At 64.2% G+C, this 13209-nt stretch carries 13 protein-coding genes; 11 read left to right on the plus strand and 2 right to left on the minus strand.

Features of this window, described 5'->3' with window-relative positions; genetic code table 11:
- From LOY22_RS00700 to LOY22_RS00720, 5 genes are all read left to right on the plus strand, one after another.
- Window positions 1–1362: an HlyD family type I secretion periplasmic adaptor subunit gene (locus tag LOY22_RS00700; protein ID WP_176794307.1), complete on the plus strand. Its 1362-nt coding sequence runs from the start codon at window positions 1–3 to the stop codon at window positions 1360–1362.
- A 247-nt stretch (window positions 1363–1609) separates the two neighbouring features.
- Window positions 1610–2509 (plus strand): TauD/TfdA family dioxygenase, encoded by a 900-nt coding sequence (locus LOY22_RS00705; protein WP_045201711.1) that lies wholly within the window; start codon window positions 1610–1612, stop codon window positions 2507–2509.
- 18 nt (window positions 2510–2527) lie between these two features.
- Window positions 2528–3547, plus strand: a complete 1020-nt coding sequence (locus tag LOY22_RS00710; protein WP_045201713.1) for an ABC transporter substrate-binding protein — start codon at window positions 2528–2530, stop codon at window positions 3545–3547.
- Window positions 3548–3551: 4 nt separating this feature from the next.
- Complete coding sequence (locus tag LOY22_RS00715; protein ID WP_258595770.1) at window positions 3552–4415, plus strand: ABC transporter ATP-binding protein; 864 nt, start codon at window positions 3552–3554, stop codon at window positions 4413–4415.
- Between the two features lie 14 nt (window positions 4416–4429).
- Window positions 4430–5296 carry an ABC transporter permease gene (locus tag LOY22_RS00720; protein WP_093377466.1) on the plus strand — a complete coding sequence of 289 codons (867 nt, stop codon included), beginning with the start codon at window positions 4430–4432 and terminating at the stop codon, window positions 5294–5296.
- Window positions 5297–5301: 5 nt separating this feature from the next.
- Here the strand turns inward: LOY22_RS00720 and LOY22_RS00725 are convergent, their stop codons facing one another.
- Window positions 5302–6312, minus strand: a complete 1011-nt coding sequence (locus tag LOY22_RS00725) for a YafY family protein (RefSeq protein ID WP_045201720.1) — start codon at window positions 6310–6312, stop codon at window positions 5302–5304.
- A 206-nt stretch (window positions 6313–6518) separates the two neighbouring features.
- On the opposite strand from LOY22_RS00725, the gene LOY22_RS00730 reads away from it, so the two are divergent.
- The 6 genes from LOY22_RS00730 (at window position 6519) to LOY22_RS00755 (ending at window position 12449) form a co-directional block, all read left to right on the plus strand.
- Entirely contained in the window at window positions 6519–7337 is an 819-nt protein-coding gene (locus LOY22_RS00730) for a tetratricopeptide repeat protein (protein WP_045201722.1), read from the plus strand.
- A gap of 94 nt (window positions 7338–7431) precedes the next feature.
- Entirely contained in the window at window positions 7432–7884 is a 453-nt protein-coding gene (locus tag LOY22_RS00735) for a MarR family winged helix-turn-helix transcriptional regulator (RefSeq protein ID WP_045201724.1), read from the plus strand.
- Window positions 7881–9971 carry an FUSC family protein gene (locus tag LOY22_RS00740; RefSeq protein WP_093377461.1) on the plus strand — a complete coding sequence of 697 codons (2091 nt, stop codon included), beginning with the start codon at window positions 7881–7883 and terminating at the stop codon, window positions 9969–9971. Before LOY22_RS00735 ends, LOY22_RS00740 begins: the two co-directional genes overlap by 4 nt.
- Window positions 9968–10180 (plus strand): DUF1656 domain-containing protein, encoded by a 213-nt coding sequence (locus LOY22_RS00745; RefSeq protein WP_045201729.1) that lies wholly within the window; start codon window positions 9968–9970, stop codon window positions 10178–10180. Before LOY22_RS00740 ends, LOY22_RS00745 begins: the two co-directional genes overlap by 4 nt.
- A complete protein-coding gene (locus tag LOY22_RS00750) occupies window positions 10177–11052 on the plus strand; it encodes an HlyD family secretion protein (protein ID WP_093377456.1) in 876 nt (291 codons plus the stop codon). Before LOY22_RS00745 ends, LOY22_RS00750 begins: the two co-directional genes overlap by 4 nt.
- Window positions 11049–12449 (plus strand): efflux transporter outer membrane subunit, encoded by a 1401-nt coding sequence (locus tag LOY22_RS00755; protein WP_258595774.1) that lies wholly within the window; start codon window positions 11049–11051, stop codon window positions 12447–12449. The genes LOY22_RS00750 and LOY22_RS00755 overlap by 4 nt, the downstream gene beginning before the upstream one ends.
- Window positions 12450–12462: 13 nt before the next feature.
- Here the strand turns inward: LOY22_RS00755 and LOY22_RS00760 are convergent, their stop codons facing one another.
- Entirely contained in the window at window positions 12463–13209 is a 747-nt protein-coding gene (locus LOY22_RS00760) for a slipin family protein (RefSeq protein ID WP_258595775.1), read from the minus strand.

Here is a 13209-nt window from a genome sequence, read left to right on the forward strand (position 1 = left end):
ATGGATATGGGCCAGATCAAGGACAGCCTGCGCAGGTATTTCAAAGGTTCCGAATCGCTCAGCGGCCAGCCGCTGCCCGAGGTCAACAAGGCGCTGATCGAAGATGCGCCGCGCATCGTGCGCCTGACCATCTGGGGGGTAATCGGATTCTTCCTGTTCCTCGGGCTCTGGGCCAACTTCGCCATTATCGACGAAGTTACCCGTGGCGAAGGCAAGGCGATTCCGTCGTCGAAACTGCAGAAGATCCAGAACCTGGAAGGCGGCATCGTCGCGCAGATCTACGCCAAAGAAGGCGAGATCGTCGAAGTCGGCGACCCCTTGCTGCGCCTGGACGACACCCGTTTTGTCTCCAATGTCGGCGAGACTGAGGCTGATCGCCTGGCCATGGCCCTGCGCGTCGAGCGCCTGAGCGCCGAGGTTGAAGACCGGCCGCTGAAGATCGACGAAGAAATCCGCAAGGCTGCGCCAAGCCAGGCCGCCAACGAAGAATCCCTGTACCAGAGCCGTCGCCAGCAACTGCAAGACGAAATCGGCGGCCTGCAGGAGCAACTGGTACAGCGCCAGCAAGAGCTGCGCGAGTTCAGTTCCAAGCAGGGCCAGTACCGCAACAGCCTGCAGCTGCTGCGCCAGGAAATCAGCATGTCCGAGCCGCTGGTGGCCCAGGGCGCAATCTCCCAGGTTGAAGTGCTGCGCCTCAAGCGTGCCGAGGTTGAAAACCGCGGCCAGCTGGATGCCACCTCGCTGGCGATCCCGCGGGCCGAATCGGCGATCAAGGAAGTCGAGCGCAAGATCGACGAGACCCGCGGCAAGTTCCGCAGCGAAGCCCTGACCCAGCTTAACGAGGCGCGCACCGACCTGAGCAAGGCCCAGGCCACCGGCAAGGCCCTGGACGACCGGGTCAACCGGACCCTGGTGACCTCGCCGGTGCGCGGTATCGTCAAGCAGCTGCTGGTCAACACCGTTGGCGGTGTAATCCAGCCGGGCAGCGACCTGGTCGAAATCGTCCCGCTGGACGACACCCTGCTGGTCGAAGCGCGCATCCGCCCGCAAGACATCGCCTTCCTGCACCCGGGGCAGGAGGCGATGGTCAAGTTCACCGCCTATGACTTCACCATCTACGGCGGCCTCAAGGCCAAGCTCGAACAGATCGGCGCCGACACCATCACCGACGAAGACAAGAACACCTTCTACGTGATCAAGCTGCGCACCGAGCGCAGCCACCTGGGCACCGACGAGAAGCCGCTGTTGATCATCCCGGGGATGGTCGCTTCGGTGGACATCATCACCGGCAAGAAGAGCGTGCTGAGCTACCTGCTCAAGCCGATCATCCGCGCCCGGGCCGAAGCGCTGCGCGAGCGTTGACAGCATCGCGGGGCAAGCCCGCTCCTGCAGAGTTGTGTAGGAGCGGGCTTGCCCCGCGAAGAGGCCCGCAACCTCACCATATGCTTATGCACTAAAGATATTTAAATTCTTCCTCTTATGACTTTATAGTCACTCCCCTGCGTACCTGCCGACCAATCGGCGCGCCGCACGACCGAACCAACACGGAACACCGTGAGTTTCTGATCGATGCGCGCACCTTTGGGCGCGCTCTGCGTGGGAGTGAATCATGTCAGCGGCCTCTAACGCCTTGTCGTCCATCGACAGCGCACAGCAGCAAGCCTTCGAAATCCTGCCGTTCAGCGGTGCCGTCGGCGCCGAGATCATCGGCCTGGACCTGAGCAAACCCGTCAGCGGCGAAGATTTCACCCGGATCCACCGGGCTCATCTCGACCACCATGTGCTGGTGTTTCGCGACCAGCGCATCAGCCCCGAACAACAGATCGCCTTCAGCCGCCGTTTTGGTGAGCTGCAGATCCACGTGCTCAAGCAGTTCCTGCTCAGCGGCCACCCGCAAATCCTCATCGTCTCCAACATCGTCGAGAACGGGCAGAACATTGGCCTGGGCGACGCCGGCAAGTTCTGGCACTCGGACCTGTCATACAAGGAACTGCCAAGCCTGGGCTCGATGCTGCACGCCCAGGAGCTGCCCAGCGAAGGCGGCGACACCCTGTTCGCCGACATGCACAAAGCCTGGGACGGCCTGCCCGAGGCCCTGCGCAAAGCCGTTGAAGGCCGCAGCGCCGCGCATTCCTATACCGCTCGCTACAGCGAGACCAAGTTCGAAGGCAACTGGCGCCCGACCCTGACTGCCGAGCAACTGGCGCAGGTGCAGGAAGTGATTCACCCGGTGGTGCGCACCCACCCGGAAAACGGCCGCAAGGCGCTGTTTGTCAGCGAAGGCTTCACCACCCGCATCGTTGGCCTGCCCGACGATGAAAGCCGGCAGATCCTGACCGAGCTCTACGCCCACAGCGTGCTCGAGCAGAACATCTACCGCCACCAATGGCAGCCCCATGACCTGGTGTTCTGGGACAACCGCTCGTTGATCCACCTGGCCAGCGGCTGCCCTGCACACCTGCGCCGCAAGCTGTACCGCACCACCATCCAGGGCGATGCCCCGTTCTGATCTTTCGAGGAGTACAGCATGCGCAAATCAATCAGCCGCCTGGCGGCCAGTATCGGCCTGGGTGCCAGCCTGCTCGCCGGCAGCCTGGTGGCGCCGGCCACGGCCCAGGCCGAAGGTGAAATCCGCGTTGCCGAGCAGTTCGGCATCGTTTACTTGCTGCTCAACGTGGTGCGCGATCAGAACCTGATCGAAAAACACGGCAAGGCGCAGGGCATCGACATCAAGGTCGACTGGACGCAATTGTCGGGCGGCGCTGCGATCAACGACGCCTTGCTCTCAGGCTCGGTGGACATCGCCGGTGCCGGCGTCGGCCCGCTGCTGACCATCTGGGACCGCACCCAGGGCCGGCAGAACGTCAAGGCCGTGGCTTCGCTGGGCAACTTCCCTTATTACCTGGTGAGCAGCAACCCGAAGGTCAAGACCATCGCCGACTTCAGCGAGAAAGACCGCATCGCCCTGCCGGCGGTGGGTGTCTCGGTGCAGTCGCGCTTCTTGCAGTACGCCGCCGCCAAGCAGTGGGGCGACAAGGAATACAACCGCCTCGACAAATACACCCTGGCCGTCCCTCATCCGGATGCCACTGCGGCCTTGCTGGCCGGCGGCACCGAGCTCAACGCGCACTTCTCCAACCCGCCGTTCCAGGACCAGGTGCTGGCCAACAAGGACGTGCACGTGGTGCTCAACACCTACGACCTGCTCGGCCCGAACTCGCCGACCGTGCTGTTCGCCACCGAAAAATTCCGCAACGACAACCCCAAGACCTACAAAGCCTTTGTTGATGCCCTGGCTGAAGCCGCCGAGTTTGCCCAGAACGACAAGGCAGCCGCAGCTGACACCTACATTCGCGTGACCAAGGCCAAGATCGACCGCGAGGCGTTGCTGAAGATCATCGACAACCCGCAGTACGAGTTCAGCGTGACGCCGAAAAACACCTACCCGCTGGCCGAATTCCTCTACCGCGTGGGCGCGATCAAGCACAAACCCGAATCCTGGAAAGACTACTTCTTCCAGGACGAGAAACCGCTGCAAGGGAGCTGACCGGATGAACACCCCATTGCCAGGCCACACGGTCAGCAAGCTGAGCAGCGTCGCCACGCCGCCGCTGCTGCAGGTGGATAACCTAAGCCTTGAATACCGCACCGCGCAGCGCGTGGTGCGGGCTACCCACCAGGTCAGTTTCGAAGTGGACAAAGCCGACCGCTTTGTCCTGCTCGGGCCTTCGGGCTGCGGCAAGTCGACCCTGCTCAAGGCGGTGGCCGGCTTCATCGAGCCCAGGGAAGGGCAGATCCGCCTGCAGGGCCAGGCCGTGCAGGGCCCGGGCCCGGATCGCATCGTGGTGTTCCAGGAATTCGACCAGCTGCCGCCGTGGAAAACCGTCAAGCACAACGTGATGTTCCCGTTGCTCGCCTCCGGCACGCTCAAGCGCAAGGAGGCTGAGCAGCGCGCCTTGCATTACCTGGAAAAGGTCGGCCTGGCGGGTTTTGCCGATGCCTATCCGCATACCCTGTCGGGCGGCATGAAAGCCCGCGTGGCGATTGCCCGGGCGCTGGCCATGCAGCCGAAGATCCTGCTGATGGACGAACCCTTCGCCGCCCTCGACGCCTTGACCCGGCGCAAGATGCAGGAAGAGCTGCTGCTGCTCTGGGAAGAGGTGCGCTTCACCCTGTTGTTCGTTACCCATTCAATCGAAGAGGCGCTGGTGGTCGGCAACCGCATCCTCCTGCTGTCGCCCCATCCGGGCCGGGTACGCGCTGAAATCCACAGCCACCAGTACAACCTGCAAAGCCTTGGCGCCAGTGATTTCCAGGCCTCGGCGCGGCGTATCCACCGCTTGCTGTTCGACGATGATGCCCAGGTCGAGCACGACCCGGCGTTGGGTTTCGCCGACATTCGCATTGCCTACTGACCGGGAGTTTTGCCATGACCACGATTGTTACGCCGCGTCAGGAATACGAAGTCGTTCTCGAACCGCTGCTCAGCGTTCCGCTTGAGCGCCAATTGCCGCTCGGCCAGCGCCTCTGGCAACAGGGCTGGCTGCGCAAGGGCCTGATCCTGATTCTGCTGGCTCTGGCCTGGGAAGCCATCGCCCGCTATCAGGGCAACGACCTGCTGCTGCCGAGCTTTTTACAAACCGCCGCGGCCCTGTACGACGGCCTGCTCAGCGGCGAGTTGCTGGCCAAGGTTGGGGTGTCGCTGGTGGTGCTGCTCAAGGGTTACCTGCTGGGCATCGTGCTTGCGTTCGGCCTGACCAGCCTGGCGGTGTCGACCCAGTTCGGCCGCGACCTGCTCAGCACCCTGACCTCGATGTTCAACCCCTTGCCGGCGATTGCCTTGCTGCCCTTGGCGCTGCTGTGGTTCGGCCTGGGCGACAACAGCCTGATCTTTGTGCTGGTGCACTCGGTGCTCTGGGCCCTGGCGCTGAATACCTACGCCGGCTTTCTCGGCGTCTCCGAGACCCTGCGCATGGCCGGGCGCAACTATGGCCTGCGCGGCTTGCGCCTGGTCGTGCATATCCTGATTCCGGCGGCGCTGCCGTCGATCCTCTCGGGGCTGAAGATTGGCTGGGCCTTTGCCTGGCGCACGCTGATCGCCGCCGAGCTGGTGTTCGGCGCCACCAGCGGCAAGGGCGGGCTGGGCTGGTACATCTTCCAGAACCGCAACGAGCTGTACACCGATAAGGTGTTCGCTGGCCTTGCGGTGGTGATCTTGATCGGCTTGCTGGTCGAGAGCCTTGTGTTCAACACCCTGGAGCGCATCACTGTGCGTCGCTGGGGCATGCAGCGCTGAGCGGCTCAGGCGCTTTGGTACTGCGCCGCAGCATTGTTGAGGGTTTCGGCAATTTGCTGGCGCAGGCTCAGGGGCTGCTCGACGATCAGCCCGTCACCCTGGCTCAGTAGCCACCAGCGCAGCTGCCAGCTGTTGCTGACGGTAGCTTTGAGGCGGTGCCCGGCGTCCAGCGGGGTCAGGTGCATATCGGCCGACAGCGGCGTCTCGCGCACCAGGCGGGCGAGGTTGTCGCTGATCCAGGCCTGCAGTTCGATCTTGTCGGTATCGCCGAACTGCAGGGCGTCGCTGCGCAGGTACGCTTGCAGGTCGAAGGCGCGCAGGCCTTCGGTGGGGCTGTCGAGAATGCGCAGTTTGCGAAATCGATGCACGGCGAACTGGCGAATGTCGGTATAGGGCGCAGCGGTGGCAATCAGGTAGCTGACCTGGCCGCGCTGAATCAACGCCAGCGGGTTGAGGGTCAGTTCGCTGAGCTTGTCGTTGTGCGCCGAGTAGTACTGGCAGTGCAGCTGGTATTCCTCAAGCAGCGCATGCTGCACGGTCTCGAGGATACTGTCGGGCACTTCCGGGGCCTGCATGTTCATGTCCGGGCGTACGCTGGCGACCTTGTCCAGCCAGCGCGCCACCTTGTTCGCTCCCGACAGGTGTTCGAGCTTCTGCCGGGCATGGCTGAAGCGCGGGTCCAACACCTTGAGCATGCTCCCCGGCAACAGCGGGCGTACCGCCTCTTCCACCAGCGCCAGGCTCAGCGCCTCACTGACACTGATACCGCGCAATTCAATGCAGGCGTTGGCTGCCCAGTGCCAGCCGTACGGGATGCTCTTGTCGTTGCGCTCCAGAGGGAAAATCAGCGAAAGCTCGTTGAGATCGCGTTCGATGCTGCGCTTGCTGATGGTGAATCCTGCGTCCTGCAGGCGGCCAACCAGCTCGGCACTGGTAATGCCCGGTGAGCGGCTGGGCAACTGGCGCAGCAACTCCCATTGGCGGCTGAGGGTGGCGCGTGTCGTGGCGGAGGGCAAAAGGTGGCGTCCTTGTCTAGGCTTGCGGTTGTAGCATGGCGCCAGCGCAGTGATATGGCAATTAGCCATTTATGTATCCAGATCAAGGATGAAGCAGTTGAGTGCCCTAACTGAATCGTTCGCGACAGGTTTTGTCGTGGCCGTGCGCAGAATCACGCCTCATCACTCCCGCTGTTGGATCTGTGGGTAGTTCAATGAGGACGAACATGTCAGCTGCAAGCAACATCTACCCACTGCTTGAGCGCCTGTTGCCCGAGCGGATCATCCCTGCGCCCGGCCGCCCTGGCCGCCTGCAGCGGTTGTACGCCGGGGTCGGCATGCCCAGCCAGCGGGCAGTGCTGGGCGAGAGTTTCGCCCTGATCAGCCGCCTGGACGAAGCCAGCGACCTGCAGGCGGTGTACGACGACCTGCGCGCCCAGGCCCTGGAAGGCAACGTCGGCGCGCTCAACGACCTGGGCTGGATCTGGCTCAATGGCAAGTACTGGCGCGCCGACCCGACCCTGGCCGGGCACCTGCTGCGTATGGCGGCCCTGCAGGGCAGTGCCGCAGCCTGGTTCAACCTCGGCCAGCAGCATTACTTCGGCAAGGGAGTGGAGGTCGCCTATGCCAGTGCGGCAGAGTACTACCAGCAGGCGTTCGAGCGTGGCCTGGAACACGCCGCCGCGGCGTTGGGTGATCTCTACGAAGAAGAAATCTGTGACAGCGACAGCCAGGACTGGCAGGTCGACCTGCAGCAGGCCTACCGCTGGTTCCTGCGCGGCGCCCAGCGCGGTGACGCACGCTGCCGCTTCGAGGTCGGCTATCGCCTGCTGCATGGGCTGACGGTCAACGTCGACAGCAAGGCCGCCGTGTACTGGCTGGAACTGGCCGCCGTGGCCGGGGTGATGCAGGCTGCCGAAGAGCTGGCGGTGCATTTCAGCGAGGTCAACAACGCCCTGCGTTACCTGTTCTGGCGCGAGCAGGCGATCAGCCTGGGCAGCAAGCTGGCGCTGAACATGAAGCTGGACGATCAACTGCAACCTTGAACATGACGTTTGTCAGCCACTATTGACGGCAGGGGCGGTGATCGAAGAATATTGATAGTTAGCAAACTATGAATATAGCCACGAACCTCCCTTCATGACCCTCGACGCACTGCAACTCAACATCAGCAGCGGCATGGTGGTGGCCGGCCGGCACTGGCGGCGCATATGCCAGGCGACCCTGGCCGGCTACGGCATTTCCGAAGCCTGCGCGGTCCCTTTGCTGATGATCGTGCGCCTGGGCGATGGCGTGCACCAGGTCGCCGTAGCCCAGGCGGCGGGGCTCGAAAGCCCGTCGCTGGTGCGCCTGCTCGACCAGCTGTGCAATGCAGGCTTTGTCTGCCGTACGGAAGATCCGGTCGATCGCCGGGCCAAGGCCCTGAGCCTGACCGCCAGCGGTCGGGTATTGGCCGAAGCCATCGAAGGCGAACTGGTGCGCCTGCGCCGCGAAGTGCTGCAGGGCATCGACGAAGCCGACCTGCTGGCCACCCTGCGTGTGCTGCGCGCCTTCGAAGACGCTGCCCAGCGCACCCCGGGCGTGCCGACGTGAACGGTTTTTTCAGCTCGATGCCGCCTGCTCGTGACTGGTTCTACGGGGTGCGCACTTTCGCCGCGTCGATGATCGCCCTGTACATCGCCTTGCTCATGCAACTGCCCCGGCCTTACTGGGCCATGGCTACGGTGTATATCGTCTCCAGCCCGTTCGTCGGGCCCACCAGTTCCAAGGCCCTGTATCGCGCCATGGGCACCTTGCTCGGCGCTGCCGGGGCGGTGTTCCTGGTGCCGCTGCTGGTGCAGACGCCAGTGCTTTTGACCGTCGCCGTGGCGCTGTGGACCGGCACCTTGCTGTTCCTCTCGCTGCACCTGCGCACCGCCAACAGCTATGCGTTGATGCTGGCCGGCTACACCCTGCCGATGATCGCCCTGCCGGTGGTCGACGACCCGCTGGCAGTGTTCGACATTGCCTCGTCGCGGGCCCAGGAGATCTGCCTGGGCATCGTCTGTGCGGCAGTGGTCGGAGCGATCTTCTGGCCACGGCGCCTGACCCCGGTGCTGGTTGGCGCCACTGGCAACTGGTTCAACGAGGCGATCCGCTACAGCGATACCTTCCTGGCCCGCGAGGCGACTGCCGATAAAGTCGGCGGCTTGCGTGCCTCGATGGTCACCACCTTCAACTCGCTGGAGCTGATGATCGGCCAGTTGTCCCATGAAGGCGCACGGCCGCAAACGGTGAAGAATGCCCGCGAGCTACGTGGGCGGATGATCCACCTGCTACCGGTGATCGATGCCCTCGACGACGCCTTGCTCGCCCTCGAAGGCCGTGCCCCGGCCCAGAGCGAACAGCTGCAGCCATTGCTGAGCGAAGCCCGCGCCTGGCTGCAGGGCACCGCGCAGGATCCATCGCCGGCACGCTGGTCGGCGTTGCGTGCGCACATCGAACATATGCAACCGAGCGCCGCCGCCCTTGATGAGCGCGCCTCGCTGCTGCTGTCCAACGCGCTCTATCGCCTGGCTGAATGGGCCGACCTGTGGCAAGACTGTTGTAGCCTGCAGCACGCCATCCGCAACGAAGACCTCTCGCCCTGGCGCGCGGTGTATCGGCACTGGCGCCTGGGCCGGCTGACGCCGTTCTTCGACCGGGGGCTGATGCTCTACTCGGTGTTCTCCACCGTCAGCGCGATCATCGTTGCCACCACCCTGTGGATTTTGCTCGGCTGGGGCGACGGCGGCAGCGCGGTGATTCTCGCCGCCGTGGCCTGCAGCTTCTTTGCCGCCATGGACGATCCGGCGCCGCAGATCTACCGGTTCTTCTTCTGGACTTCGCTGTCGGTGCTGTTTGCCAGCCTTTACCTGTTTCTGGTGCTGCCCAACCTGCATGACTTTCCGATGCTGGTGCTGGCCTTCGCCATACCGTGCATCTGCGTCGGCACCCTGACCGTGCAGCCGCGCTTCTACCTGGGCACCTTGCTGACTATCGTCAACACCGCCTCGTTCATCAGCATCCAGGGCGCCTACGACGCCAACTTCCTGACCTTCATCAACGCCAACCTGGCCGGGCCGGTGGGCTTGCTGTTCGCCTTCGTCTGGACCCTGGTGGTGCGCCCGTTCGGCGTTGAGCTTGCGGCCAAGCGCCTGACCCGTTTCAGCTGGCACGACATCGTCGGCATGACCCAGCCGGCCACGCTGGCTGAGCACCGGCACCTGGGCGTGCAGATGCTCGACCGGCTGATGCAGCAACTGCCGCGCCTGACCCAGACCGGCCAGGACACCGGCACCGCCCTGCGAGACCTGCGCGTGGGCCTGAACCTGCTCGACCTGCTGGCCTATATGCCACGGGTCGGCGCGCAGCCGCGCCAGTTGCTGGAGCGGGTGGTGGAAGAGGTGGGCGAACACTTTCAGGCCTGCCTGGACGCGCGCCGTCGGCTGCACGCGCCCGAGGTGCTGTTGCAGAGCATGGAGCGCGCCCGTCGCGCCCTCAACCTCAACGACCTGGCCGACAGCGCCGAGGCCCGGGTGCACCTGTTGCACGCCTTGAGCGGCCTGCGCCTGGCGCTGTTGCCGGGGGTCGAGGTGGTGCTTGAGCCATCCGACGATCAGCAACAACTGCCCTATGGCATCGATGGAGCGCCGCTGTGATCGGAGATCTGGATATCAGCGGGGTGTTCCTGCCCACGCTGCTGGTGATGATGGTCGTCACCTATTTGCTGTTTCTCGGTGTGCACGCGCTGCTCAACCGCGTGCATTTCTACCGCCTGGTCTGGCACCGGGCGTTGTTCAACGTTGCGCTTTACGCCGTGCTGCTCGGCACGGTCGATCACTTTTGCCGAAACCTGATGCTGCCATGAAAAAACCCTTGTTGACCCTGGGCCGCGTGGTCCTGACCCTGCTGGTAGTGACGCTGGCGACCGTGTTGGTCTGGCAGATGGTCATGTACTACATGTTCGCCCCCTGGACCCGGGATGGGCACATCCGCGCCGACGTGATCCAGATCGCCCCTGATGTTTCCGGTTTGATCCAGCAGGTAGAGGTACGCGACAACCAGGTGGTCAAGCGTGGCGACGTGCTGTTCACCATCGACCAGGACCGCTTCCACCTGGCCCTGCGCCAGGCCCAGGCGACCCTGGCCGAGCGCAAGGAAACCCTGGCCCAGGCCCAGCGCGAAGCCCGGCGTAATCGTGGCCTGGGTAACCTGGTGGCCGCCGAGCAACTGGAAGAGAGCCAGTCGCGCCAGGCCCGCGCCGAATCGGCCCTGGCCGAAGCCCAGGTGGCGGTGGATGCTGCGCAGTTGAACCTCGACCGTTCAGTGGTGCGCAGCCCGGTTGATGGCTACCTCAACGACCGCGCACCGCGTGCCCACGAGTTTGTCAGTGCCGGGCGGCCGGTGCTGTCGGTGGTCGACAGCGACTCCTACCACGTCGATGGCTACTTCGAAGAAACCAAGCTGGCCGGCATTCACATCGGCCAGGCTGTGGATATCCGCGTGCTCGGCGACAACACCCGCCTGAGCGGGCGGGTGCAGAGCATTGCCGCCGGTATCGAGGACCGCGACCGCAGCAGCGGCGCCAACCTGCTGCCCAACGTCAACCCGGCGTTCAGCTGGGTGCGCCTGGCCCAGCGGATCCCTGTGCGGATTGCCTTCGATGAGGTGCCGGCAGACTTTCGCATGATCGCCGGGCGTACGGCGACGGTGTCGATCCTTGAGGACAAGGGCCAATGAAACGGCTGTCACTGCTCGGCTTGAGCCTGCTGCTGTCGGCCTGCCAGATGGTCGGGCCGGACTACAACGTGCCCGAGGATGCCGCGATCCAGCGCGCCGACTTGCAGGGCCAACTGCGCCAGGACGCCAGCAGCGTGGTCTCGGCGCCCGTGCCGAAAGACTGGTGGCACCTGTATCAGGACGAACGCCTCAATGAGCTGGTGCGCCAGGCCCTGGCGGCCAACAGCGAACTGCGTGTGGCGGCGGCGAACATCGCCAAGGCCCGTGCCCAGGTCGAAGAGGCCGAAGCCCAGGGTGGCCTGAACGGCGGTGTGAAGCTGGGTGCCCAGCGTTTGCAGGAGTCTGGCGAAGCCTTTTTGCAACCAGAGAAAGTGCCGGTGGCCAACATCGGCGAGGCGATCATCAGCGCGTCTTACCAGTTCGACCTGTGGGGCACCCTCAAGCGTGGCGTCGAGGCCGCCCAGGCCAATGCCGACGCGACCCAGGCCGCCGCCGATACCGCACGCATCACCCTGGTGGCCGACGTGGTACGTGCCTACACCCAGGTCTGCGCGGCCAACGAGGAATACCATATCGCCCATGAGTCCCTGGACCTGCAGCAGCAGAGCGTGACCCTGACCCAACGCCTGCGCGATGCCGGGCGTGGTGACGAAACCCAGGTGACCCGTTCGCAAACCCAGTTCAAATCCTTGCGCGCCGAGCTGCCGCGTTACCAGGCTGCGCGTGAAGCGGGCCTGTACACCTTGTCGATGCTGCTGGCCAAGCCGCTCAACCAGTTGCCGGCCGGAACCGGCGATTGCGCCGAGCTGCCGCATATCGCCCAGGTGCTGCCAGTGGGCGATGGCGCCGCGTTGCTCAAGCGCCGTCCGGATGTCCGCCAGGCCGAACGCAGCCTGGCCGCGGCCACGGCGACTATCGGCGTAGCCACCGGGCAGTTGTATCCGGACATCAGCATCGGTGCCCAGGTGGGCACCATCGGTATCCTGGAAAACCTCGGCAAACCTGCGACCAACCGCTGGGGCTTCGGCCCGCTGCTGACCTGGAATGTACCGACCAACGGCTCGCGGGCGCGCATCCGTGAAGCCGAAGCTTCGACCCAGGCGGCGCTGGCGCATTTTGACGGGGTGGTGCTCAACGCCATTCGCGAAACCCAGACCAGCCTGGCGCAATACAGCGCCTTGCTGGCGCGTCGCGATGCCTTGGCCGATGCCGAGCGTTCGGCGCAACTGGCGGCAGACCAGACCCATAGGTTTTATCAGGCCGGGCGTGAGTCGTTCCTCGCGGACCTGCAGGCGACCCGCACCTACACCGAGATGCGCGCGCAACTGGCGGCGGCCAATACCCAGGTGGCGATGGGGCAGATCGGCTTGTTCCTGGCGTTGGGTGGTGGCTGGTAGCTCGCGATGAGTCTCACTTATCCACAAGCCCTTTAAGCATCTCTATCGGCAACGGAAAGACAATCGTCGACGACTTGTCGCCAGCAATGCTGCCCAGGGTCTGCATGTAGCGCAGCTGCATCGCCCCCGACTGGCGGCCGAGCATTTCTGCCGCTTGCATCAGTTTCTCCGAGGCCTGCAGTTCACCTTCGGCATGGATCACCTTGGCCCGCCGCTCACGTTCAGCCTCGGCCTGGCGGGCAATGGCGCGGATCATCGACTCGTTGAGATCGACATGCTTGATCTCGACGTTGGCCACCTTGATGCCCCAGGCATCGGTTTGCGCATCCAGCACCTGGCGGATGTCCAGGTTCAGCCGTTCGCGCTCGGCCAGCAGTTCGTCCAGCTCATGCTTGCCCAGCACCGCGCGCAAGGTGGTCTGCGCCAGTTGGCTGGTGGCCATGAGAAAGTCCTCGACCTGGATGATCGCCTTCTGCGGGTCGAGCACGCGAAAGTACAGCACCGCGTTGACCTTGACCGAGACGTTGTCGCGGGTGATGACATCCTGTGGCGGCACATCCAGCACCACGGTGCGCAGGTCGACCCGGACCATCTGCTGGATCCCCGGAATCAACAGCACCAGCCCCGGCCCTTTGACCCGCCAGAAGCGCCCGAGCTGGAACACTACCCCGCGCTCGTATTCACGCAGGATGCGAAAGGCCGACAGCAACAATACCGCCAGCAGCGCCAGCAAGGCGCCAAAGCCCAGTTCGTAAAACAT

Source organism: Pseudomonas sp. B21-035 (assembly GCF_024748945.1).
Lineage (GTDB): Bacteria > Pseudomonadota > Gammaproteobacteria > Pseudomonadales > Pseudomonadaceae > Aquipseudomonas.

Coding starts and splice junctions, on each gene's coding strand:
- LOY22_RS00755 (WP_258595774.1), top strand. CDS start 11,049: ATGAAACGGCTGTCACTGCTCGGCTTGAGCCTGCTGCTGTCGGCCTGC.
- LOY22_RS00715 (WP_258595770.1), top strand. CDS start 3,552: ATGAACACCCCATTGCCAGGCCACACGGTCAGCAAGCTGAGCAGCGTC.
- LOY22_RS00700 (WP_176794307.1), top strand. CDS start 1: ATGGATATGGGCCAGATCAAGGACAGCCTGCGCAGGTATTTCAAAGGT.
- LOY22_RS00735 (WP_045201724.1), top strand. CDS start 7,432: ATGACCCTCGACGCACTGCAACTCAACATCAGCAGCGGCATGGTGGTG.
- LOY22_RS00705 (WP_045201711.1), top strand. CDS start 1,610: ATGTCAGCGGCCTCTAACGCCTTGTCGTCCATCGACAGCGCACAGCAG.
- LOY22_RS00720 (WP_093377466.1), top strand. CDS start 4,430: ATGACCACGATTGTTACGCCGCGTCAGGAATACGAAGTCGTTCTCGAA.
- LOY22_RS00730 (WP_045201722.1), top strand. CDS start 6,519: ATGTCAGCTGCAAGCAACATCTACCCACTGCTTGAGCGCCTGTTGCCC.
- LOY22_RS00710 (WP_045201713.1), top strand. CDS start 2,528: ATGCGCAAATCAATCAGCCGCCTGGCGGCCAGTATCGGCCTGGGTGCC.
- LOY22_RS00760 (WP_258595775.1), bottom strand. CDS start 13,209: ATGTTTTACGAACTGGGCTTTGGCGCCTTGCTGGCGCTGCTGGCGGTA.
- LOY22_RS00750 (WP_093377456.1), top strand. CDS start 10,177: ATGAAAAAACCCTTGTTGACCCTGGGCCGCGTGGTCCTGACCCTGCTG.